We start from the raw sequence: 15,498 nt of genomic DNA, 5'->3' as shown, positions 1-15,498 counted from the left end.
TCCTCAGTGGATGGCCGAGACCCCGGTGATCTCCCGGCCCACGATCAGGGTGTTGACCTCGTAGCTGCCCTCATAGGTGTAGATGGCCTCCGCGTCCGCGAAGACCTTGGCGGCGCCGTAACCGGTGACGATCCCGTTGCCGCCCAGCACCGCCCGGGCATGGGCGACGGATTCCCGCATGGCCGTGGTGACGTGGGCCTTCGCGAGCGCCACCTGGGGCATGCCCGCGAGGCCCTGCTCGTCGAGCTGGGCGATGCGCGTCATCATGGTCGCGCCGGACACGGCGTTCCCGAGGATCTTCACCAGACGGTCCTGCACCATCTGGAACGAGGCGATCGGTTTGCCGAACTGTTCGCGGCGGACCGCGTAGGAACGGGCGACGTCGAAGGCGGCGAGCTGCTGGCCCACGGCCTGCCAGGCGACCAGCACGCGGGAGCCACGGAGGAGTTCGTTGGTGTCGGCGAAGCTGGAGATCGCGGCGAAGCGGTCCGCTTCGGCCACCCGGACGTCCCGCAGCTCGATGTCCGCATTCTGCACCGTCCGGAGGGCCGTCTTGCCCTCGATCCGGGTGCGGGTCAGCCCTGGGAGGTCCCCGGCCACGATGAATCCCCGGACCGCCCCGTCAGCACCGGGCGTCCGGTCCCGCGCCCAGAGCAGCATGTGGTCGCAGAAAGTGCCGTTGCCGATCCAGCGCTTCGAGCCGTTCAGCACCCATTCGTCACCGTGCCGCACCGCCGTCGTGGACAGGCCGCGGGCGATGTCCGAGCCGTGCTCCGGCTCCGTGAGCGCGAAGGCGCCGGTGGTGCGGAGGGAGGCGGCGTCGTCGAGCAGGCGGTCCTTCTGGTCCCGCGACCCGAAGCGGTGCAGGGACTCGACGAAGAGGTCGTGGTGGACCATGAAGAAGGTGCCAAGGGAGACATCCGCTCGGCTCAGCTCCGCGATGAGCAGCCCCATGAAGAGATGGCTGTACCCGCGGCGCGTGGGGGTGTTGATCTCCAGGGAGGCGAGTTTCGGCAGGAGCGCGAAGGGGAACTCGGCGGCGTCCCACCAGGCCGCGGCGTAGGGCTTCACCTCGGCGTCCAGGAAATCACGCACCTCGGCGAGCTTGGCCCGCTCCTTGTCACTCAGAAGGTCTTCGACGCCGTAGAAATCAGCGGTGGGCAGTTCCAGGGTCATGGGACAGCCTTCCCGACGCCCCGTGGTCAACCGGGCGCCTGTGCCGGTGCCGGAACCCCGATGCGGGCCCGGCATGCTGGTGATCAACCGCATCGACGTCCGGCCGGATGAGGCCATTGCGTTAATGCATGTTAACTACATCACATTCCCGCCCGGGTATGAAACGGCCTGGACGGACTCCTTGCCGGACCAGCCGTTAGGCTCGGGACATGGACGCACAGCAACGCGCGGCGGAGGCGGCCCGCTCCGTGATCGCCCGCCACGGCCGACGCCTCGCAGGCCTTCCCGGAACGCACCTGGGACGGATCAAGGCGCCCAGCCGCGCCTTCAGCGAACTCGGCGTCTGGCACTACTGGTGGCAGGCGCATTACGTGGACGCGCTGGTCGACGCCGCCCTGCGCGAACAGGATCCGGACGGCCGGAAGGCGGCCCTCGCCCGGCGGGTCATCCGCTCGATCCGCCTCCACAACGTCTTCCGCTACGTGAACTCGTACACCGATGACATGGCCTGGCTGGCCCTGGCCGCTCAGCGACTCCAGGCCCTCGATCCCGGAGCGCGCCACGCCCGCGGCCTCGACGCCCTCCAGCGGACGCTGAACCGCCGACTGGTGCTGGCCAGCACGGACGAGCTGGGTGGCGGCAGCTTCTGGAGCTCGGCACGGGACTTCAAGAACACCCCGGCCACAGCGCCCGTCTCCCTGTACTTCGCCCGCAGCGGCGACACGGCCCGCGCCCGGGCCCTGGTCGACTGGCTCCGTGGACGCCTGCTGGACCCGGACACCGGCCTGTTCCTCGACGGCATCCACCTCCAGCCGGACGGCAGCACCACCGTGGCACGGGAGGTCTACTCCTACAATCAGGGGCCGGTGCTGGGGTCCTACCTGGCGCTCGGGACCCCGGATGATCTGCGCCATGCCGAGGAGCTGATCCAGGCCGTGGCGGACCGGCTCACGCACCCCGGGGGCGCCCTCCAGACGCACGGCCCCGGCGACGGTGCGCTCTTCACCGGGATCCTGGCGCGCTACCTCGCCCTGGCCGCCCGGGACGAACGCTTGTCCCCCACGGCACGTGACACCGCCTCGGCACTCGTCACGACGACGGCGGACGCGTTCTGGGCGGGCCGGCAGGACTCGGGCGAGGGCTGGGTCTTCCCGCGGGAGACCGCGGGCGCGCACGACCCCGCGCAACGGGACGGCAGCTCACCGCTGGACGGGATCTCGCTCCAGGACCGCCCCTCACTGCTGGACGGGACCGTGGAATTCGCCGCCCAGCTTCAGGCCTGGATGACCCTCGAAGCCGCCGCGACTCTCACGCCCGCTCGACAGGACCGTTCGTAGGTTCCTCGACCGTTTCGGCCCTCGCCGCCGGCTTCCTGCTGAGGAACAGATCCCCCACCATGACCGCGGCGATGAACACCAGGGAGAGCCCGGCCGAAGCCAGCACATCCGTGAGCCAGTGGTATCCGAGATACAGGCGGGTGAACGCCACCAGGGCCGTGAACGCCACGGCGAGGACCGCTCCGAGCGCGAAGGCGTTCCGGCGTGCGGAATGTGCGGCCAGGAGATAGGCCAGAGACCCGGCGAAGACGGCCGTCCCCAGGGTGTGCCCCGAGGGGAAGGAGTAGGACTGGTCGATGGTCAGCATCATCTGGAGCGGGTCCGGGCGGGCCCGGCTCAGTTCGTGCTTGATGAGCGTCGACACCAGGACCGCGAGGGTCATCGCACCCATCAGCAGGACCGGCCGGCGCCATTCGCGGAAGAGGATCATCCAGCCGAATCCGGTGATCGCCGTGATGACGGTCATCCAGCTCGGACCGGTCAGCGTGGTGATGAACGCGAGTATCGCCGTGGCCACCGGGGTCCTGAGCGAGATCGCCCAGTCATGCACGGGCACATCCGCGGCGCCCACGAAGACGTGATCCAGGTAGCTGACCATCATCAGGACGAACCATGCGGCACCGAACACCGCGAACGCCGCGGCGAGCCACCGGACCCGTTCAGGACGGGCCGTCAGGGGCGGGCTGGGGCGCAGGCGAAGACTGGTCATCGGGCCAATCTAGCGACCCCACCTTGGGGAACACCCGGAACGGCCTGGCTGCCGGCAACCCGGCGTCGCCCTCAGCCTGGCGTCTCCCTCACCCCGGCCCATTCCCTCAGCGCAGCCGAGGCGGCACGTTCCCCACGGACCGCGCCTGCTCCCCCGCCGCCCGCGTCTGGGCCGGGGTCTCCCCGATCACCTTGCGGTAACTGCGGCTGAAATGCGCCTGATCGGAGAACCCGAGGCGGTGCGCCAGGTCCGGAAGGGAGGCCGTGGCGTCGGCGTAGAGCACCGTGGCCGCCTCCTGCAGGCGGCGGCAGTCGATCAGCCACTTCGGCGTCACGCCCACGTGATCCTTCACCAGCCGGTCCAGCGACCGGACGGGGAGGCCTGCGGCCCGGGCGAGCTCGTCGACCCGGAGCATGTCCGGGTCCTCCTCCGCCAGGCGGCACACCTCGTTGCAGAGCCGCATCCGCTCGTCGACGCGTTCCGCGAACGGGGCCAGCCACTCCGCGAGCGCCGCATGGAGCGGGGCGGGGCCGGCGTCGTCGTCCTCCATCGCGGCGCGGACCGCGGCGACCGGAGCGCCGGCGAGAGACACCACGCGGCCCACCAGCGCGGCCGGCGGCTCGGCACTGGAGAGATCAGCGCTGAAAAGCCGTGTCGCGGCAGGGCGGAGGAGCAGGCCGAGCGCCCAGGACTCACCCTCGAGATCCTGCGTCGCGACGGCCGTGCCGAGCCCCGACAGCATCGCGCCGTCCGGGCCGAAGACCACGTTCGACGCCGGGTAGCTGAGCACGCGCTGCCGCTGGACGGCGCCGTCCGGAAGGGACCACCGGACGCGCCAGAGGTGCCGCACCACGTCTTCCGTGCCGGCCGGCGGGGCGAAGCGGTCCAGGCGGACGCCGGCCGCCCCGGGATTGAGATGTCCTTTGGAAGAGATCACGGTCCCATTCTCCCCGTGTCGGGGATCACAGACCCTTGCCGGAATTATTGCAGAGTATGTAAAGTTGCAGAGTCTGCAAACTTGTCGCCGAATCCGGCACACACTTCCCCAGAACCCTTCACCGAAAGTCCTGGTCTCTTTCATGTCCACAAGCACTGCTCACGCAGCATCTGCCGAGGCTCAGCAACCCGGCTCAGGCAATCCCGTCATGACGCATCGCCAGATCCTCCTGGTCATCTACGCGCTCATGGCCGGAATGTTCCTCTCCTCCCTGGACCAGACGATCGTCGGCACGGCCATCCGCACCATCGGCGATGACCTCCACGGACTGGACCAGCAGGCCTGGGTGACCACGGCCTACCTGATCACCTCCACCATCTCGACGCCGATCTACGGCAAGCTCTCGGACATCTTCGGCCGCCGCCCGCTCTACCTCTTCGGTCTGGGCGTCTTCCTGGTCGGCTCGCTGCTCTCCTCCTTCTCGGACTCCATGCTCATGCTCGCCGCCTTCCGCGGCTTCCAGGGCATCGGCGCCGGCGCCCTCATGTCCATCCCGCTGGCCATCATGGGCGACATCCTGGCTCCCCGCGAGCGCGCCAAGTACCAGGGCTACTTCCTGGCCGTCTTCGCCGTCTCCTCCGTGATCGGCCCGCTGATCGGCGGCGTGTTCGCCGACGCCGACCAGATCCTGTGGATCACCGGCTGGCGCTGGGTGTTCCTCATCAACGTCCCGATCGGCCTCGCGGCACTCGCCATGGTCCTCGCCTTCCTGCACCTGCCCAAGTTCCATGAGCACGGCAAGGTCAGGATCGACTGGTGGGGCGCGACGGCGGTCATCGTCACCTTGGTCCCGCTCCTCCTCGTGGCCGAACAGGGCCGTGAATGGGGCTGGGGCTCCGCGACGGCCATCGCCTGCTACGTGATCGGCGCCGTGGGTCTCGCGGCCTTCATCATCATCGAATCGATCATGAAGTCGGACGCGATCATCCCGCTGCGGCTCTTCCGCTCCGGCACGTTCTCCATGGCCACGGTCCTCGGTTTCCTGGTGGGCTTCGCGATGTTCGGCGCCATGCTGACCCTCCCGCTGTACCTCCAGCTGGTCACGGGCCTGACGCCCACCGAGTCCGGCTTCGCCACGCTGCCCATGGTCGCAGGCCTCATGATCGCCTCGATCGTGTCCGGCCAGCTGATCGCGAAGACCGGCAAGTACCGGATCTTCCCGATCACCGGCACCTTTGCCACCGCGTGCGGCTACCTGGTGCTGACGTTCATGACCATCGACAAGCCGCTCTGGTTCCTCATGATCGGCATGTTCCTGATCGGTCTCGGCCTCGGCCAGCTCATGCAGACCCTGACGCTCGCATCGCAGAACTCCGTGGAGCCCCGGGACATGGGTGTGGCGACCAGCTCGTCCACCTTCTTCCGCCAGATCGGCGGCACCTTGGGCACCGCGGTGCTGCTCTCCGTGCTGTTCGCCGTGATGCCGAACAACATCACCACGGCCATGCAGAACGAGAACGATCTGAAGTCCTCCCTGGACGCCGCCCTCACCCCGTCCGTGGCGACCGCCCCGGCGAACAAGGGCGTCATGGATCAGCTGTGGAACCCGATCGTGAACCCGGTCAAGGACGAGCTCCAGAAGGGTCTCGACCAGGGCACGGCCGCCGCGAAGAAGGCCGCGGACGACGCGGTGACCCAGCAGGTGACCGCCGCCGTTCAGGCCAAGGTCACGGCGGGTCAGGTTCCCGCGGAGGCCGCGCAGAGCATCATTGATCAGCAGGTCGCCGCCGCGAAGCCGGCCGCCGAGCAGAAGGCTCTGGAGGCCGCGGCACGCCAGGCGAACGCCGCCGTCGTGAACGGCAAGCTCGCCATCGACTTCAGCGACGCCGGCCAGCGGCAGGCCGTGGTGGACAAGCTGGCGCCGACCATGATCGATAAGCTGAAGGAACAGAAGTCGGAGAACGGCGGCAGCGCGTCGACCTCGGACACCTCGTACCTCAAGGGTGCCGATCCGCGCCTGACCCGTCAGTTCATGACCGGGTTCAACACCTCCGCGGTCAGCATCTACTGGGTGGGCCTGGGAGTGATCCTCCTGGCGTTCATCCTCAGCTGGTTCTTCAAGGTGCCGCCGCTGCGCCAGCGTTCGGCTCTGCAGGAACAGGCCGATAAGAACACGGCCGCCCAGCTCGCCGAGAGCTGAGCGGCGCCAGGACTGAACCGTGTTCCGGCCCCGGGACCTCCCGGGGCCGGAGCACGGGCAGACCAGAGGAAGCATCCATGAACCCCATGACGTCCGCAACAGACGCAGTCCACGGTTCCCTGCGGGAACGCAAAAAGCAGCAGACCCGGCAGGCGATCCATGATGCCGCGCGGGCGCTGGTGCTCGAAGAGGGGCTGGCGCAAGTGACGATCGCGGACATCTGCGCCCGGGCGGGGATCTCGGAACGGACCTTCTTCAACTACTTCCCCTCCAAGGCGGCCGCGTCCCTGGGGCTGCCGAGCAACCCCCTCTCCGAGGCCCGCGCACACCTGTTCCTGGACAGCGAGGGGCCGATCATCGACGACCTCTGCCACCTCATCGGCAGCCTCTCGAGCGGCCCGGACAGCGTTCCGCGCTTGAAGAAGCTCGTGGACAACGAACCCGAGCTCATGGCCGCCGTGCACCACTGGATGTCCGGGTTGCGGGCGGAGATCATCGCCCTGGCCGAGCAGAAGACCACCCCGCTGCGGGCCCGCGCCGCCACCTCCCTGGTGTTCGCGGCACTCTTCCTGCATTCGGACAGCAGCCACGCCGGGATCGAGGACCGGCCGTCCGCCGAGGATCTCCAAGCCATGATCAAGGTCCTGGCCGAGGTGGCGCAGGGCCGCTGAGCCGCGGGGCCGGCGCCCTGGCCGGCCCGGTTTCCGTCCGGCCTCCGCGGGCGAGTCCCTCCCCTGGCCGATTTCTTCAAGACACAGCCCGCGCCCCGCGCCAGAGTGGTGTCATGAGCGAAACACCAGCACAGGATCAGCCCACAGCACCCGCCACGGGTGAGTTCACCACCGACGGCATTCCGCACGGCCGCACCTCCATCACGCCGCACGTCGTGGTCTCCCCGGCCCCCGCGGCCCTGGAGTTCTACCGCGACGTGTTCGGCGCCGTCGTCGTCTCCGACACGCGCATGGGCGACGTGATCGGCGAGGCCGAGCTGCGGTTCGCCTCCGGGAGCATCACCATCGGCGACCCTCTGCCCGAGTACGGCCTCGTGGCGCCCCAGCCGGGCGGGATCAGCATGTCCTTGGCGATCTACGTCCCCGATGTGGACGCCGTCACCGCGAAGGCCGAGGCCGCCGGGGCCACGATCCGCGAAGCGCCCGCGAACTTCGTCTCGGGCGACCGGTACGCGTCCATCCTCGATCCGTTCGGCGTCCGCTGGGCCGTGATGACGCGCGTCGAAGACCTCTCCCCCGAGGAGAGCAAGCGGCGCGTGAACGAGTGGGCCGCCGGCTTCGCGGGCTGAGGCCCGCCCGCCGGTCATAATGGGTTCATGAGCGTACGCACCCCGGACCCCTACCCCGGCTGGCTGTCCGATGAGGACCTTTACGAGGCCAGGAACCGCCTTCCGATGGTCTACGTGGAGGCGGTTCCCGTGCGGCTGGATCCGCTGGGACTCGTGATCGAGGTCGGTTCTCTTCTACAGGGCGACGCCGAGGGCAACATGGTGCGTTCCCTGGTCTCCGGGCGCGTCCTCTACCGCGAGACCATCCGCGCCGCGCTGCTGCGCCACCTCGAGAAGGACCTGGGGGCCCTCGCGCTGCCGCAGCTCCCGCCGAGCCCGGTGCCGTTCACCGTGGCGGAGTACTTCCCGGCGCCGTCCCACACCGGCTTCACGGACGACCGTCAGCACGCCGTCTCGCTCGTTTACCTGGTGCCTGTCACCGGCGAGTGCAGCCCCCGCCAGGACGCCCTGGAACTGACCTGGATGTCGCCGGATGAGGTGCTGAGCCCCACGGTCCAGCAGGAGTTCGACGGCGGCCGCGGACAGCTGGTGCGCCAGGCCCTGGCGTTCTCCGGGATCGCGGCCTTCTAGGCGGCTTTCCGGCCGGTCCGGCGCTCCGGCGTGTCCTCCCTCCCGCCGAATTGTCAGGCGCAGTTTGTAGACTGTGCGGCGAACTGGACCGGACACCGGGAGGTAACCCACTGATGGAACATCACGAAGCGCTGCGCGTCGAGCTCGCAGCCGGCCTGATCACCAAAGGGGTCCGCGTGGTGCTGCCCGATGGCACGCTGAGCCCCCAGGTGGAGGCCGTGGTCACCGAGGATGACGATCTGGGCCACCCTCTCCTGAACCGCCTCGTGCTCGACGACGGCGCCAGCCTCCGCGTGGCGCTCACCGCCACGGTGCGCGTGGTGGCGGGTGCCGGGGCTGCGCTTCCCGTCGCCGGCGCGGAGGATGCCGCTGCCGACGCCTCCCCGGGCGAGGGCTCCGCCGTCGTTGCCGCCGTCGCACCCGGCCCCGGAGTCACGGAGACCGCCTCCGGCCTGGTGGTCCCACCGCCGCCCGCGCCTCTCCCCGCGCCGGAGGAGGACGCCGCGGTCCGCGAGGCCCGGGAGAAGATCCCGGCGCCGGAGGTCACCCCGGAGCAGCTCATCCAGGACCTCGCCGAGCATTACCCCGGTCGTGCCGGGCTGCAGAACCTGGCCGAACGGCTGGCCAAGGGCATCAACGTGAAATCGGGCAGCTGCCTGGCCGATCTGCGCGCCTTCTCCCAGGACCTCTTCCTGGAGCATCAGGACGCCGACGGGGCTCTCGCGGTCGCGGATCTGCTGAACGTGCTGCACTTCGATGGGAATCCCGCCCGCTGGACTCACACCGAGGCGAGCCTCGCACTGTCCAGTTACATCGCCGATCAGCTCGGCGACCGGGACCGTGCGGAGCGCTACCGGCTCCTCCTCAAGGCCCCGGAAGGACAGAGCCTGGACCCGTTCCGCTCCCGCCTCGAAGCGAAGATCCGCCAGCGACGGCTCAACGAACCCAATCTGTATGACAAAGAGGTCTTCCGCGCCATGGACAGCGGGAATCACGAGGCGGAGCGCGAATGGCGTATCCTGCGGCTCGAATCCCTGCTGCACCTCATGGCCCACGGCGGCTCCCAGACCCTCGCGCCGGACGAGGTGGAGCGCCGCGTGCGGCTGGAACTGGACGTCATCCGCGGCTGAGGGACGCGGCTCATGCCCCGCCGAACCCTGGCCAACCTTTCCCGGACCCTGGCGGAGGCAACCTTTGGCAGAATGGCAGAGTGTCTTCCACCGCTGAATCCCTGATCGATCCCGCCGTCCCCGAGCGCGAGCCTGCCCGCCAGGAGGAGTTCGGCTTCACGGTCGGGACCCGCCTGGCGGAGTCCGAACCCGGTAGACAGGGCCGCACAGGAACCATCAGGACGCCCCACGGCGAGATCCAGACCCCGGCATTCATCGCCGTCGGCACCAAGGCCACGGTGAAAGCGGTGCTGCCCGAGTCGATGAAGGACCTCGGCGCACAGGCACTTCTGTCCAACGCGTACCACCTGTACCTCCAGCCCGGTCCGGAGATCCTGGACGCCGCCGGCGGGCTCGGACGGTTCATGAACTGGCAGGGACCCACGTTCACCGACTCGGGCGGGTTCCAGGTCATGAGCCTGGGGTCCGGGTTCAAGAAGGTCATCAACATGGACGTCGTGGACAACTCCGGTCCGGACGACGCGGTCGCCCCCGGCAAGGAGCGACTGGCCCATGTGGATGAGGACGGCGTCTGGTTCAAGAGCCACCTCAACGGCGACAAGCACCGCTTCACCCCGGAGATCTCGATGCAGGTGCAGCATCAGATCGGCGCGGACATCATGTTCGCCTTCGACGAGCTGACCACCCTCCAGAACTCCCGCGCCTACCAGGAGGAATCCCTCGAGCGCACGCGCCGCTGGGCGGAACGCTGCGTGACGGAGCACTTCCGCCTCACCGAGGAGCGGATCGGCAAGCCGTACCAGGCGCTGTTCGGCGTCATCCAGGGCGCCCACTATGAGGATCTGCGCCGCAAGGCCTGCCGCGACCTCGGCGCCATGAACTTCGACGGTTTCGGGATCGGCGGAGCACTCGAGAAGGAGAATCTCGGGACGATCGTCGGCTGGTGTGCCGAGGAACTGCCGGAGGACAAGCCACGGCACCTGCTCGGCATCTCCGAGCCGGATGACATCTTCACGGCCATCGAGAACGGCGCGGACACCTTCGACTGCGTCTCCCCCACGCGCGTCGCGAGGAACTCCGCGTTCTACACGCCGGACGGCCGGTTCAACCTGTCCGGCCGCAAGTACAAGGCAGACTTCGGCCCGCTCTACGACGGCTGCGACTGCTACGCCTGCGCCAACTACACGCGCGCCTACATCCACCACCTCTTCAAGGCCAAGGAGATGGTGGCGGCCACGCTCGTCTCGATCCACAACGAGCGCTTCGTGGTGAAGCTCGTGGACGACGCCCGCCTGGCCATGGAATCCGGCGACTTCGCCGCCTTCAAGGCGGAGGCCCTGGGCCGGTACTACTCGGCCTGACGGCGCCCTCTCCCCCACCCCACAGCGCGCGGAGACGACGACGGCGCGCGGCCGCCCGGCCGCCGTTGGACCGTGGGGGGTGGTCCGCTCAGCCGGGTGCCGCGCGCCGTCGTACGCTAGACGCCGCGTGGGGGGATCGCAGCGTCAGTCGAGGTCTTCCGGCCGGTCCTTCGGCAGGAAGAAGAGGTACACCACGAGCGAGAGCGCGATCGTGATGGTCACGTAGGTGAAGAGCCATTCCTTGTGCCCCTGGGCGGACAGCCACTCGCCGATCAGCGGCGTCGTCCCGCCGAAGAGCGAGTTCGCCACCGCATAGCCCAGGCCCACGCCGAGGGCGCGCACCGAGGACGGGAACAGCTCGGCCTTCATGATCGCGTTGACCGAGGTGTAGTTCACCACGATCAGCAGCGCGGCGACCATGAGCAGGAAGGCCGGGAGGGGGTCATGCACGGTGGCCAGGGTCGACATGATCGGCCAGGTGAACACGGTGCCCAGCACGCCGAAGACGATGAGCAGGGTCCGGCGGCCGATCCGGTCGGAGAGCATCCCGAACAGCGGCTGAATGAGCATGAACAGCAGCAGCGCCCAGAAGTTGATGACCGACGTCTGCGCCTTCGGGATGTGGGAGACGTTGTTCATGTAGCTGAGGATGTACGTGGTGTAGAGGTAGAACGCGCACGTGCCGCCCATGGTGAAGAACACCACCACCAGGAACTGCTTCCAGTGCTTCGTGAAGAGGAGCTTGAGGGTGCCGGGCTGGGCGCCGTCCGAGCGGACCGCTTCGCGCTGTTCGGTGGAGATGGTCTCGTCCATGGTCCGCCGGAGCCACAGCACCAGCAGGGATGCCACCGCGCCGATGGCGAACGGGATGCGCCAGCCCCAGTCGTGGATGGCCTGCTCGCCCAGCGTCTGCTGGAGGATCACGAGGGTCAGGAGGGCCAGGACCTGGCCGCCCACCAGGGTGACGTACTGGAAGCTCGAGAAGAAGCCGCGCTTGCCGCTCACCGCCGCTTCACTCATGTAGGTGGCGCTCGTGCCGTACTCCCCGCCCACGGAGAAGCCCTGCAGCAGCCGCGACGCGTACATGAGGACGGTCGCCCAGACGCCGATCTGCGCGACGGTCGGCAGCACGGCGACCAGGAGTGAGCCGACGCCCATGAGGCTGACGGACACGGTCAGTGCGGCACGGCGTCCCCGGCGGTCCGCGAAGCGCCCGAAGAACCAGGAGCCCACGGGCCGCATCAGGAAGGTCAGGGCGAACGTGAGGTACGCGTCGATCTGGGCCTGCGCCGGGTCCTTGCCGTTGAAGAAGGAGCTCGCGAAATAGGAGGAGAAGGCGGCGTAGACGTAGAGGTCGTACCACTCGATGAGGTTGCCGGCCGATCCTTTGAGGATGTTGGCGACGGCGCGGCCCATCGTGGGCTGCTTCGCCGGTGGGGCAAGACGTGTTCCTGACATACCGTTGCACCTTTCCGCCGCAACGCGCCGGTGCGCCACAGCCGCGGGCCACGCTACCCCCGCGTGGCCCGGGTCACGGTGTATTGGTCATATTGGTCACAGCTGCGACCGGAAGAGGGACGGCGGGCGCCGCTAGGCATCACGCCTGGGAATACGGCGGATCCGGGGAATGCAGCGTACGACGGCGACGCCGTGGCTCGACCGCCGGAGATCCCGGGGCTGTATGCGGAGACTCAGGAACTGCTGACGGTGCGCGAGCTAGTGTTGCAGGCTGCCGAGGCCGGCACGTCGCTTGGGAAGCTCCTACGCGGAGAGGAGCTGGACCATCAGGATCTGAGCGCTTTCGGTCGCCTCGGCTCTTACTGTTCTTACTGCGTGTTCCAGTGGTACGAGTCGATCGTCAGCCTCGTGAGGGATCCAGCCGTCGAATCTGAAGTAGCGATCCGAACTCGGCCCCCCGCGATCAACGGTGGGAACCAACTCATCAACGGTCGGGCGTCGCGCCCCATAGCGACCCCCGCTTATTCTGCGCGGTTCACGCTCCCACGAAAGTCCTAAGACTCCGAGCTCTGCTTGCGCGGAAAGCTATCGAGGGCCTTGTACGCGATCTTCCACGCTTCGATGTCTTCGGTCCAGTGCTTCCCAGCCTCCCGGACGGATTTGAGACGGAACCCGTCAAAGATCAGCCCAAGTAGGGTCATCACCTCATCCGGACTGGCGTACTCGCGCTCCACAATGGGTCGGATCCGCTCAAGCATGCGCTGGTTTCGCTCGTTGAAATACTGATGTGCTGGATGCAAGGGATTCAGGGCCTCGGTTTCTAGAACATCGAATTGCCTGGTTTCCGCCGGCAACGAGTTGCGATAACTCCGAGCCTTCTCCAGCAGCTCGATGAGCGTAATGCCCTCAATTTGCGCATACTCAGTCGCTATCTCGACTTCAGCTCGGTACTCAAGCACCGCGCCGAGAAGAGACACCATGTCAGGGAAGTAGTGCATGAGCCCTGGCGTGGACATCCTGCAACGCCGCGCTATCTCCCTCAACGACAAGGAACTGAATCCCTCGGTCATGATGGCAGAGCTCGCGATCTCCACAATCTCCGCGCGACGGGCCTTCGGGGTCAACCTACGCGCCAAAATATCACTTCCCCTTGAAACATCGTCGATGAACCACCGCCCCAGCAAGCGCTCACCTCGGATTCGGCAGCGCGGCCTACTTTCCGCCATGCTAACGCCCTCGCCCACGAGGATCCTGGGAGCTCTGCGTAGATGACCCCCACAGAGAACGAGGTGTTGCCGTTCTGTAAACAGTGACATCAACCGTCAACTATCTAACAATTGTTAGATATGCTGGTCGCGGGGTAGAGCATCAGCGTCATATGAGAGCAGTCCCACATCTCGACAAGCTCGACCATCACCAGCAGTTGGGTACAGACAACGAGCTGATGATGGGCCTCTCCATCGAGTGCTGGCTCCTCGTGTGCATGGGGGGACGAGGAGCCAGACCTCGACGTCGCATGCCGGCCAACTCCGCAACAAGGCTCGTCCGAACGTTGATGGTGGCACCGATTTTGCGTCCTCGCCGGCGCTGGTCGGGTTCGCAGAACAACTCCGGCGTCCCACGCTGACCGAAAGGAGCCGCACGTGGACCACCCCTGGCAGGAATGGATGCGGATCCGAGATGACATCGGGGACCTCTTGTTTCACCTCGTCACCGATGTCACAACGGCAGAAAAGGCGATCTTCAGTGGTTCGCCTGAAGCGGAGACACTCCTGGACTTTGTGCACACGACCGGATCCTTCATAGCCCAACTGGAAACGGCCTACAACGCACTTCAGTTCTCCGAGGCACCCGATCCCTGACTCATCCCCCATTCCCGTCGCCTTTCCCCCAGCGCTCGATCCGCCGGAACGGAACCCGGTTGAAACTCTTCGTTACTGTTCGCCCACTTGCACCGGCACATCAGTCCTCTTGGGATCAGAAGGCGATGGCTAATACGAAGCAAAAACAACTCCACCGGCTCCTCCACGCTTTCGTGGACAAGAGCGTCCGACAACCCGTCAGGAAACCCCGGCCAGCAATGTGGATGACGACCATTTGCCGCAGCCGGATTACGCCGGCACATTCCCTGACGGGCGGGTTGTGCTGTGCAATACTTTCGCCATGACGGTACAGCCACCACCGGAATTCTCCGGCCCCTCGGGGGCAGGGTCGTGGCCGGGCGCTCCCCAGCCGACCAGGTCAGGTGCCCAGATCGCAGACCTGATCGTCTCAATCATGTTGATCATCATCGGCGTCGTCGGATTCGCATACCTCGGATTCCTGACTCTTTTCCTCTCGATGTTGTCTGACGGCTGCTACGCGGACCGATGCAATACAGGCCTGATGTCGGCCGGATGGTTGATAGCCCTCGCTTTACCGCCCGGCGTCTTTGTTGGAGCGGTCATCTGGACCATCATCCGACTCGTCCGTCGTCAAAGCGCTTGGTGGGTCACCCTTGCAGGGGCCTTCCTCTCCATCCTGATCTGGGCAGGCGGTGCCGGCCTCATGCAAGCGGGCCTTGGAGACTAAGGGATGTTCCCCCACCCTTGCCAGGCCTTCAGCACCCCACTCGCCAGTAAAGTTCGGCCGCCCGCCGCTGGCAGTTCGGTTCAGGCTTCAGCTCTGAAGTTGGCGCCGACGGTGGCGCCTTGAGCGAAATAGTGCCGGAAGGTGTAGTACAGCGGAGTCCATCGCTCGACGTCGATATGGGACGTGCCCGGGATGACGATCGGCTCGTGGGCGTGGGTTCTCAGAATCCGAGTGTGGACCACCACGGCGTCCTCGGTGTCGTCGAGCGGTGTCGTGCGGATGACTCTCGCCTCGATCTGCACCGGACATTGAGCGATGCGGGCAGGTGTCACGCACTCACTCGGCAGGGGATCGAAGCCGCCGAGCCCCCATTTGTCAGGCTCGTGGCGGTATGCAGCACGTTTGGCCTCAGGCACGACGGCGGATCCGGTGGTCGGGGCGATGCGTTCAATGGCGGCGACCGCATCGTGTGAAGGCAGGTTGATCACCAGCTCAGGGCGCTCTTCCAGATTGCGCAGCGCCTGCCCGCCGCGGCCCAGGCCGAGAACGTACGTGGAGCCCAGGGCCCACCCTGACGAGATCGGCGTGATGTTCGTCGTCCGTCCGTCGGGCATCAGAGTGCTCAAGAGCATCACCGGCGTTCCGAAGTAGTGCACTGACGGCGATATCACGACTGAGGAATCCATGGTCTGAAGTCTGGAGCCGGAACACTTCGGGGCGGTCCGAATCGTGGTCGGCCTACACTCGGT

15 protein-coding genes are annotated in these 15,498 nt (G+C 67.1%); 9 read left to right on the top strand and 6 right to left on the bottom strand.

Annotated features, from left to right (window positions below):
* Positions 1 to 3: 3 nt before the first annotated feature.
* The gene (locus tag QFZ52_RS01465; RefSeq protein ID WP_307495855.1) at positions 4 to 1,176 is read right to left on the bottom strand and encodes an acyl-CoA dehydrogenase family protein; all 1,173 of its coding nucleotides are present in this window, start codon (positions 1,174 to 1,176) and stop codon (positions 4 to 6) included.
* Positions 1,177 to 1,385: 209 nt separating this feature from the next.
* On the opposite strand from QFZ52_RS01465, the gene QFZ52_RS01460 reads away from it, so the two are divergent.
* Entirely contained in the window at positions 1,386 to 2,513 is a 1,128-nt protein-coding gene (locus QFZ52_RS01460; RefSeq protein WP_307495854.1) for a glycoside hydrolase family 76 protein, read from the top strand.
* On the opposite strand, the gene QFZ52_RS01455 is transcribed toward QFZ52_RS01460, so the two are convergent.
* Both QFZ52_RS01455 and QFZ52_RS01450 read right to left on the bottom strand, forming a co-directional pair.
* Positions 2,485 to 3,222 (bottom strand): phosphatase PAP2 family protein, encoded by a 738-nt coding sequence (locus QFZ52_RS01455; RefSeq protein ID WP_307495853.1) that lies wholly within the window; start codon positions 3,220 to 3,222, stop codon positions 2,485 to 2,487. The two genes, QFZ52_RS01460 and QFZ52_RS01455, sit on opposite strands and share 29 nt — an antisense overlap.
* A 106-nt stretch (positions 3,223 to 3,328) precedes the next feature.
* Entirely contained in the window at positions 3,329 to 4,159 is an 831-nt protein-coding gene (locus QFZ52_RS01450; protein ID WP_307495852.1) for an AraC family transcriptional regulator, read from the bottom strand.
* Between the two features lie 208 nt (positions 4,160 to 4,367).
* Here QFZ52_RS01450 and QFZ52_RS01445 point away from each other — a divergent pair, with 208 nt between their 5' ends.
* The 6 genes from QFZ52_RS01445 to tgt all read left to right on the top strand — a co-directional run bounded on the left by QFZ52_RS01445 (position 4,368) and on the right by tgt (position 10,720).
* The gene (locus QFZ52_RS01445) at positions 4,368 to 6,359 is read left to right on the top strand and encodes an MDR family MFS transporter (RefSeq protein WP_307495851.1); all 1,992 of its coding nucleotides are present in this window, start codon (positions 4,368 to 4,370) and stop codon (positions 6,357 to 6,359) included.
* Positions 6,360 to 6,445: 86 nt separating this feature from the next.
* Entirely contained in the window at positions 6,446 to 7,030 is a 585-nt protein-coding gene (locus tag QFZ52_RS01440) for a TetR/AcrR family transcriptional regulator (RefSeq protein WP_307495849.1), read from the top strand.
* 113 nt (positions 7,031 to 7,143) lie between these two features.
* Positions 7,144 to 7,659 (top strand): VOC family protein, encoded by a 516-nt coding sequence (locus QFZ52_RS01435; RefSeq protein ID WP_307495847.1) that lies wholly within the window; start codon positions 7,144 to 7,146, stop codon positions 7,657 to 7,659.
* Positions 7,660 to 7,686: 27 nt separating this feature from the next.
* Positions 7,687 to 8,229 carry an NUDIX hydrolase family protein gene (locus QFZ52_RS01430; RefSeq protein WP_307495846.1) on the top strand — a complete coding sequence of 181 codons (543 nt, stop codon included), beginning with the start codon at positions 7,687 to 7,689 and terminating at the stop codon, positions 8,227 to 8,229.
* 113 nt (positions 8,230 to 8,342) lie between these two features.
* Positions 8,343 to 9,359, top strand: coding sequence for a DUF6707 family protein (locus QFZ52_RS01425; protein WP_307495845.1), 1,017 nt, complete (start codon positions 8,343 to 8,345; stop codon positions 9,357 to 9,359).
* A gap of 104 nt (positions 9,360 to 9,463) precedes the next feature.
* Positions 9,464 to 10,720, top strand: a complete 1,257-nt coding sequence (tgt, locus tag QFZ52_RS01420; protein WP_373425692.1) for a tRNA guanosine(34) transglycosylase Tgt — start codon at positions 9,464 to 9,466, stop codon at positions 10,718 to 10,720.
* Between the two features lie 144 nt (positions 10,721 to 10,864).
* Here tgt and QFZ52_RS01415 read toward each other — a convergent pair whose 3' ends face one another.
* Positions 10,865 to 12,178, bottom strand: a complete 1,314-nt coding sequence (locus QFZ52_RS01415) for an MFS transporter (protein ID WP_307495842.1) — start codon at positions 12,176 to 12,178, stop codon at positions 10,865 to 10,867.
* 554 nt (positions 12,179 to 12,732) lie between these two features.
* Positions 12,733 to 13,404 (bottom strand): TetR/AcrR family transcriptional regulator, encoded by a 672-nt coding sequence (locus QFZ52_RS01410; RefSeq protein WP_307498621.1) that lies wholly within the window; start codon positions 13,402 to 13,404, stop codon positions 12,733 to 12,735.
* Positions 13,405 to 13,821: 417 nt separating this feature from the next.
* Between QFZ52_RS01410 and QFZ52_RS01405 the strand changes: the two genes are divergently transcribed.
* A complete protein-coding gene (locus QFZ52_RS01405) occupies positions 13,822 to 14,040 on the top strand; it encodes a hypothetical protein (protein ID WP_307495841.1) in 219 nt (72 codons plus the stop codon).
* Positions 14,041 to 14,260: 220 nt separating this feature from the next.
* Positions 14,261 to 14,749, top strand: coding sequence for a DUF6264 family protein (locus QFZ52_RS01400; protein ID WP_307495840.1), 489 nt, complete (start codon positions 14,261 to 14,263; stop codon positions 14,747 to 14,749).
* An 80-nt stretch (positions 14,750 to 14,829) separates the two neighbouring features.
* On the opposite strand, the gene QFZ52_RS01395 is transcribed toward QFZ52_RS01400, so the two are convergent.
* Positions 14,830 to 15,435, bottom strand: coding sequence for a flavin reductase family protein (locus QFZ52_RS01395; RefSeq protein WP_307495839.1), 606 nt, complete (start codon positions 15,433 to 15,435; stop codon positions 14,830 to 14,832).
* Between the last annotated feature and the right edge of the window lie 63 nt (positions 15,436 to 15,498).

The sequence above is a fragment of the Arthrobacter woluwensis genome (assembly GCF_030816155.1).
In the GTDB taxonomy this organism is placed as follows: Bacteria; Actinomycetota; Actinomycetes; order Actinomycetales; family Micrococcaceae; genus Arthrobacter_E; species Arthrobacter_E woluwensis_A.
The sequence above is the reverse complement of the archived record's forward strand: the minus strand, read 5'-3'. Positions and strand labels throughout refer to the sequence as shown.